The sequence below is a fragment of the Synechococcus sp. Cruz CV12-2-Slac-r genome (genome assembly GCF_024346075.1).
Lineage (GTDB): Bacteria > Cyanobacteriota > Cyanobacteriia > PCC-6307 > Cyanobiaceae > Synechococcus_D.
Map to the genome: position 1 here is coordinate 1 of NZ_JAGQEK010000092.1, position 6,901 is coordinate 6,901.

9 protein-coding genes are annotated in these 6,901 nt (G+C 51.7%); 7 read left to right on the forward strand and 2 right to left on the reverse strand.

What is annotated here, in order from left to right:
* Positions 1–1,101 (forward strand): FAD-linked oxidase C-terminal domain-containing protein (locus KB557_RS07915; protein ID WP_255133023.1); only part of this gene is annotated, 1,101 nt, incomplete at its 5' end.
* Here the strand turns inward: KB557_RS07915 and xth are convergent.
* On the reverse strand, positions 1,098–1,916 hold the full coding sequence (gene xth, locus KB557_RS07920; protein ID WP_255133025.1) for an exodeoxyribonuclease III: 819 nt from the start codon (positions 1,914–1,916) through the stop codon (positions 1,098–1,100). The genes KB557_RS07915 and xth overlap by 4 nt on opposite strands.
* 65 nt (positions 1,917–1,981) lie before the next feature.
* Between xth and KB557_RS07925 the strand changes: the two genes are divergently transcribed.
* The gene (locus tag KB557_RS07925) at positions 1,982–2,269 is read left to right on the forward strand and encodes a hypothetical protein (protein ID WP_255133027.1); all 288 of its coding nucleotides are present in this window, start codon (positions 1,982–1,984) and stop codon (positions 2,267–2,269) included.
* Here the strand turns inward: KB557_RS07925 and KB557_RS07930 are convergent.
* On the reverse strand, positions 2,215–3,018 hold the full coding sequence (locus tag KB557_RS07930) for a lipopolysaccharide assembly protein LapB (protein WP_255133029.1): 804 nt from the start codon (positions 3,016–3,018) through the stop codon (positions 2,215–2,217). The genes KB557_RS07925 and KB557_RS07930 overlap by 55 nt on opposite strands.
* 98 nt (positions 3,019–3,116) lie before the next feature.
* Here KB557_RS07930 and KB557_RS07935 point away from each other — a divergent pair, with 98 nt between their 5' ends.
* From KB557_RS07935 to KB557_RS07955, 5 genes are all read left to right on the forward strand, one after another.
* Positions 3,117–3,728 carry a hypothetical protein gene (locus KB557_RS07935; RefSeq protein WP_255133031.1) on the forward strand — a complete coding sequence of 204 codons (612 nt, stop codon included), beginning with the start codon at positions 3,117–3,119 and terminating at the stop codon, positions 3,726–3,728.
* A 9-nt stretch (positions 3,729–3,737) separates the two neighbouring features.
* Positions 3,738–4,931, forward strand: a complete 1,194-nt coding sequence (gene larC / locus KB557_RS07940; RefSeq protein WP_255133034.1) for a nickel pincer cofactor biosynthesis protein LarC — start codon at positions 3,738–3,740, stop codon at positions 4,929–4,931.
* Positions 4,928–5,854, forward strand: coding sequence for a lysylphosphatidylglycerol synthase domain-containing protein (locus tag KB557_RS07945; protein ID WP_255133037.1), 927 nt, complete (start codon positions 4,928–4,930; stop codon positions 5,852–5,854). The genes larC and KB557_RS07945 overlap by 4 nt, the downstream gene beginning before the upstream one ends.
* Before the next feature lie 31 nt (positions 5,855–5,885).
* Positions 5,886–6,326 (forward strand): Fur family transcriptional regulator, encoded by a 441-nt coding sequence (locus KB557_RS07950; protein ID WP_255133039.1) that lies wholly within the window; start codon positions 5,886–5,888, stop codon positions 6,324–6,326.
* A gap of 7 nt (positions 6,327–6,333) precedes the next feature.
* The coding region (locus tag KB557_RS07955; protein ID WP_255133040.1) for an ABC transporter ATP-binding protein at positions 6,334–6,901 on the forward strand (568 nt) is incomplete at its 3' end.

The window sequence follows — 6,901 nt, forward strand, 5'->3', positions numbered from 1 at the left end:
GTAACGCGGGCAGTGAGTGGTGATGGTTTCTACTTCGCCCCTGATCCCTCAAGCCAGGTGGCCTGCAGCGTTGGCGGCAATGTGGCAGAAAATTCAGGCGGGGTGCACTGCCTTAAATACGGCGTTACCAGTAACCATGTTTTGGAACTTGAGGTGGTGCTGCCTGATGGCACTATCACCACCCTGGGTGGGCCGTTAGCGGAAATGCCTGGGCTTGATCTGCGCGGTGTTTTTATCGGTAGTGAAGGCACCTTGGGGATCGCCACCGCAATTACTTTGCGCTTGTTGCGCCAGCCGGAAGCAGTGGCTGTTCTATTGGCTGATTTCGGCTCGATGGAAGCAGCAGGAGAAGCGGTGCGGGCTGTTACGGCTGCCGGTGTGCTGCCGGCGGGTATGGAAATCATGGATAACCTCACGATTCGCGCTGTGGATCTGATGCTCGATCAGGAGCTTTATCCGGTGGATGCCGCTGCAGCCTTATTGATCGAACTCGATGGCAGTAGCCGCGAGGTGGAGATGAGCATGGATTTATGCAGTGAGCTCTGCCTTCAGGCCGGTGCCCGCTCTGTGCAACGAGCTACTTCTGCGCAGGATCGCGCGCGCCTGTGGCTTGGCCGTAAAAGTGCAATTTCAGCTTTGGGTCGTTTATATCCCAACTATTACCTTCAAGATGGTGTTGTGCCCCGCAGCGCTTTACCAAAAGTGCTTGCCGCGATTGATCTGCTTAGCAAGCAATATAAATTGCCCGTAGCAAATGTATTTCATGCCGGTGATGGTAATTTGCATCCATTGATTCTTTATAATCAAGCAGAGCTAGATGTGAAAGGAAAGGTGAAGGATTTGGCTGCAGCAATCCTGCGGCTTTGCGTTGATGCAGGCGGCAGTATTAGCGGTGAACATGGAATTGGCAGCGATAAACGCTGTTTTCTGGATTGGATGTTTAATCCAGCTGATCTTGAAACAATGCAGCTCGTGCGCAAGGCATTTGATCCAGAGCAGCGGGCAAACCCAGGTAAATTATTTCCCACTCCAGCGGGTTGCGCTGAATCCAGCCGCAGGCTGCAACATCTCGATCTACCTGCGGATGTGGTGGTGATTTAATCATCATTCTCTTCTGCTACTTCATCAAATAAATCAAGGCTTATAGGTGCATGATCGCTCGGTTTTAGCTCGCCCCTTTCAGCTTTATGGATCATGCTACTCAACGCTCTTTGCTGCAGTTCTTCATCTATATAAATATGATCTATACGCCAACCCTGATCTCGATCCCAGGCCCCTGAGCGATAATCCCACCAGCTCCAATGGCCCCCTTCAGGTTCAAACAAGCGAAAAGCATCTTGTAAATCATTGCCGATGCATCCCCGCAACGCTTCCCGCTCCGGAAGCGATGCCATTATCCCACCATTATTACGGCCTGGATTAGCAAGATCGATATCTTCTAAGGCAATGTTGAAATCTCCTAACATACAAAATGCTTCCCCTTGTTGCCTTTGCACATTCAGATAACGGTTTAAACAATTGAGCCAGGCTAATTTATATTTGTATTTATCAGATTTCAAATCAGAGCCATTTGGCACATATAGATTCAGCACCCTCACCCCAGCAACTGAAGCACTAATCACTCTTTTTTGTTCCCCTAATTCCTTTGCCGTTTGATCACTTGGTAAAAGTGCTTCAAAGCCAATTCGCACGTCTTCAAGGGGGAGCCGGCTCAATAGGGCAACGCCGTTATAACTTTTTTGGCCGCTGATGGCTGCTGTATAGCCGGCTTTCTCAAGGAATTCATGGGGAAACAGGGCATCTTCCACCTTTGTTTCCTGTAATCCCAATACATCTGGTTGGGCCATTTGCAGCCAGCGCTGCAGATGGGTTTCTCTACTACGGATTGAATTTACGTTCCAGCTGGCGATACGCACGGAAAAAGCCCTTTAAACTGATTCCACTTAATAGCTGATCGATGGCAAATCAAGGTTTTTGCATATTGAGCCTTTCACTACCCGCTGCACTTTTTGCCTTGCTGGCTTCTAATTCAGCTTTCGCAAATCCGAAAAACGAAAGTATCCAAGAGCAAAACCTCTACAACTACGGCACCACAAAACCGAGTAATTCACTGTTGGACGTAACCAATCCGATGGAATTAATGAATCGTTTGCGTAATTCCAGCTCTATGGACAGCGCCACCTCACCTAGAGATGCAGTGGATGAGGCCTTGCGTCAGTTGGATAAGCCGGCTGCACCCGCTCGCAAAGTGTTGCCCGTGGGGCCTTGAGCCGCTTTTTGTAGATTTTTCATAGACCAACCAGCTGCCACTTGATCGAGCACTAGCTGTGATTCTTCAGGCATGCGTTGCCGCGCTTCCCTTAGCAATGCAACGGCTGCCTCCCCCTGCCCCGCCGCCTGTTTCTGTAGGGCCAATGCCAACAGTGGGCGGGGATCCTCCGGGTAGCGATTGATCAAGTTGCGGTAGGTGTTTTCAGCGCTTTGTTTTTGCTGCCGCCGCTGTTGCAGATCAGCAAGCAAAAGGCCAAGAGTTAATTCCTCTGGTTTCCCTTTTGCTGCCACTGCTGCTTTATGTAACTGAGCTTCTACTTTTGACCCCTTACCTTGATTTAGCTGTAGCTGGCTGAGTTGCTGCCAAGCCTCTACCTGTAGTGGTTGCACATTGAGCACCTGGCGGATTTCCCTTTCAGCGCCGCCTTGATCCTTTTGCTGCCTGCGTAAATCCGCCAACATCAACCGTAATTTCCATTGTTCAGGCCGTTGATCACTTAGCGGCTCCAGTAGCGAAATAGCTCCATCTTGATCGCCTAACGCAAGCCTTAACTTCAGTAATTGCAATTGCTCTTCTGCCGTTGCTTCCCCTTTTGCCAGTTTTGTTTCTAGGGGCGCTCGGCGCCGCTGCAGGGCAGCTTGGGGCGCTTCTGCTGGCGCCAGGCCAAAACCGGAGCGCCCTAGCCACCAGCCGCCAAATCCAGCCACGCAAATAGCTACTAACGCCGCAACGGTTTTTTTAAGCAAGAAAAAGGCTTGCAATTAATCCAGTAAACCGTCTAGGTGGAACGGTGTCAGGGGCATCGCTAGATTTCAATGTGATTCAACGCGGTTCTGCCTTTCTGATGCGTCAGCACCCGATTCCTCCGGTTACCGAGCCGCTGCAGTTCCGGGCGATCGGGATCGTGAGGGGCACCTATTGCCCAATCGAGCCCGCCATCGTTACCCGCGGCAACCTGGTTGGAGCAGATGGTTCTTCTATTGATGCGGTGCTGCTTGGGCGCGTATTGAGTTTGGTGAAACGGCACCTCAATCTTGATGATGAGCACCTCTGGGTTGTTTATCCCCGCAGCCGAGACGATCAAAAATTGCACCTGCAGGTGGTGGGGGTATGGGAACCTCGCACCTTGGCAAGCGATGATCCCGATCTCCCTGATCAATTGCCAGAGGGGGATGGATTTTTTTCTGTGCGGGGTGAATTGATTTTCACCAAGCCAGAAAGCGGCGATGTGGTGATAAAAATTCGTCAGTTGCCCCGCGCTGATGGCAGCCGCCCCCAGCCCTTCAAATTGCAACTCAAGGGCAACATTTCAATGGAGCATTTGCGCCATTTCCTCGATCTACGCGTTCGCTTGCAGGGGGAATTACTACAAATTGAACATTGGGAGGTGATTGCGCCAATGCCCCAGCGCAGCGATCGCCGCGGCGGAGCGTCTAAAAAACCAAAACGCCATTAAATGCCATTAATGAATACCAATAATTGGGCTTATTTAGATGCCCCCACCGGTGTGGCTGGCGACATGCTGTTGGCAGCTTTATTTGACCAAGGCCTTCCAGAAGAAGTGGTTTTAGAGCCCCTTAAATCCTTTGGCCTTGGCGCTGCTTTTCGTTTGCAGATTTGCAAGAGCAGCAGTGCTGGGATGCGAGGTACAAGGCTCAATGTGGAACTGCTCGAAGCTTCTCCGCCCCATCGGCTATGGCGTGATTTAAGGCCCCAGCTGGAGGCAGCCCCTTGGCCAGATCAATTGCGTGCCAAGGTGTTAGCGGTTTTTGGCCTGCTGGCTCAAGCTGAGGGTTGGGTGCATGGCCTCCCCCCGGAAAAGGTGCATTTCCATGAGGTTGGGGCCATAGATGCCTTAGTTGATGTGGTGGGCGTATGTGCTGGGTTATTGCATTTCAAGGTGGATCATCTTTTTGCCAGCGCCCCTCCCGCTGGCCATGGTGAGGTAATCAGCGCCCATGGCCCCTTACCAGTGCCGGTGCCAGCTGTGCTTGAGATCGCAAAGCAGAGGCAGATTCCCCTTGCAAGCAGTGCTGGTTTTCCAGCTGGTGAACTCACAACACCCACCGGCATTGCCTTGCTCAGTGTTTGGGTGAAGCAATTTTGTGCCCCCCCCGCCCACATACCTGGCAGTGTTGGCATCGGCTTGGGGCAACGCACTCTCGATCGCCCCAATCTTCTGCGGCTTTGGCAGCCTTTAAAGCAAGATTTATCCAGCCAAGATTCAATAAATCAGCCGGAAGCTGCTTCTGAAACGCTGTTGGTGCAGCAGTGCCAAGTAGATGATATGGATGGAGAATCAATCGCTTTTTTGCAAGAGCAGTTGCGAGATGCAGGTGCTTTAGAGGTTTTTAGCCAATCGATTCAAATGAAGAAGGGTCGCCCAGGGGTATTAATTACTTGCCTGGCCCGGCCTGATCTCGCTAAGGAGTTGCGAGCAATTTGGTGGCAACACTGCAGCAGCCTTGGCCTGCGTGAAAGATTGGAACCCCGTTGGGTATTAAGCCGTGAAAGCGTTTGCCTCGATAGCCCCTGGGGGCCCGTGCTGGCAAAGCAAGCCCAAGGCCGGGTGAAGGTGGAAGCAGATGAGCTGGCCCGGCTTGCGCGAGCCCATGGGCTCAGTTGGCATCAATTAAGGGCTGCCCTCACTGCGCCATGAGGCCAATATCTAATTGGCAACGTTTAATCGGCCCCCTGGTGGGTTTTATAAGTGTTGGCTTTTTATTAACTACCCTTTGGCGCCACGGCCACCAAGTTCTTGAATTGGCACCTGATCAGCAGGGTTGGGCGCTGTTGCTTTTTGGTGTTGCTGCAACGGTTGCGGCCCAGTGGTTTAACGGTTTGGCCTGGTGGGCTCTGCTGAATTGGTTGCGATCGCCATTGCCTTTAATCGAGGTGTTGCTGTTATTTATGCGCACCAATATTTATAAATATCTTCCGGGTGGAATCTGGCATCAGGCAGGCCGCTTGCGTTGGTTGAAGCAGCGGGGAGTTGGGGCGAGGCGAGCCTTGCTGGCGGTGCTACTTGATCCCCTTTTGATGTTGCTTGCTGCCCTTTGCTTACTACCTCTTGGTGGTTTGCAAGGGGGTCTTGGTTTGTTATCACCTTTTGCGTTGCTGTTGCTGCGGCCCCGTTGGTTGAATCCTTTGCTGGAACGCTTATTACTTAGTAAAAGAGCTTTGCTGAACCTCAGCGGTGAGGTGGAAAGCGATGAGTTGAAGCAAGATCAAGCCCTCCTCAGCAGCCCCTGGGCAGCTTTGCTTTTGCAATTTCCTTTTCTGTTGCTGCGTTTTGGCGGTTTTGCTTGTTGCATAGTTTGTTTCAGCAGTATCAACAGCCTTGGCATTGGCCTATGGCTTGCCGCTTTTGCCCTTGCTTGGCTGGTGGGTTTAGTGGTGCCAGGAGCACCAGGAGGTATTGGTGTTTTTGAGTTGGTTTTATTAGCTCGCTTGCATGGATCGCTTCCAGAGGCAGAGCTTTTGGCAGTGGTTATCAGTTATCGCCTGATCAGTGTTGTGGCGGAATTACTAACGGCTGCTGCAGCTCAACTGGATCAACCCATAACCATTCGCTCTCAATAACAGCTAGTGTTGAGAAAAGGGTCCTTTTGTTGTGGCGGTATCGGGGGGGCTTCGCCACGACTTACACGATCGCGGCCAACGACTAACTCCCCAACGCCAGCGCGTGCTTGATTTATTCGAGCGGTTGGGGCCAGGCCAACACCTCAGCGCAGAAGACGTGCATCTGCAGCTACTAAAAGGTGATGCTCGCGTATCACTTGCCACTGTTTATCGCACCTTACGGTTACTTACCTCAATGGCTCTTTTGCGGGAACTGGAGTTGCCAGAAGGAAGCCGCCGTTTTGAGCTTGCTAGCGCTGAAAATAATGATCACCACCACCTCATTTGCGCTGCTTGCGGTAAAACTGAAGAATTCGATAGTGCCCAAGTGTTTCAAGCCGGCGCTGATGCAGCGGCTCAATTTAATTTTCGCCTACTTAGTTCCAGGCTCACAGTGAGGGGTTTATGTGCTGCGTGCGCCGCTGCGGTTTGATGGTGCTATGGCGTTTCTAGAAGCAACAGATCTTTGGCATTGCTACAGCCCTGGTGAATGGGCATTGCAAAATATCAGTTTTAAGCAAGAGCAAGGGGAATTAATCGGCTTACTTGGCCCCTCCGGCTGCGGTAAAACCACTTTGCTGCGCTTGATTGCTGGTTTTGAACGCCCCTGCAAAGGCACATTGCAGCTGGAGGGGCATCAGATTTCTTCCCCCCAACGTTGCCTGCCGCCGGAGCGGCGTGGGGTGGGAATGGTTTTTCAAGACTATGCACTTTTCCCTCACCTAAATGCGTTTGATAATGCTTGTTTTGGCTGCCGTAAAAAAGAAGATCTACATCGGGCAAAGTGGCTTTTAGAACAGCTCGGCATTGCTGAACTGCAACGCCGTTACCCCCACGAACTCTCCGGCGGCCAGCGTCAGCGTTTGGCCTTAGTAAGAGCATTAGCGCCTGGCCCCAAGCTCTTGCTTTTAGATGAACCCTTTTCAAATTTGGATGTGGAAGTGCGCCTCCGTTTGCGAAGTGAGTTGCGTTTATTGCTTGCTCAATGTGGTGTTAGTGCTGTGATGG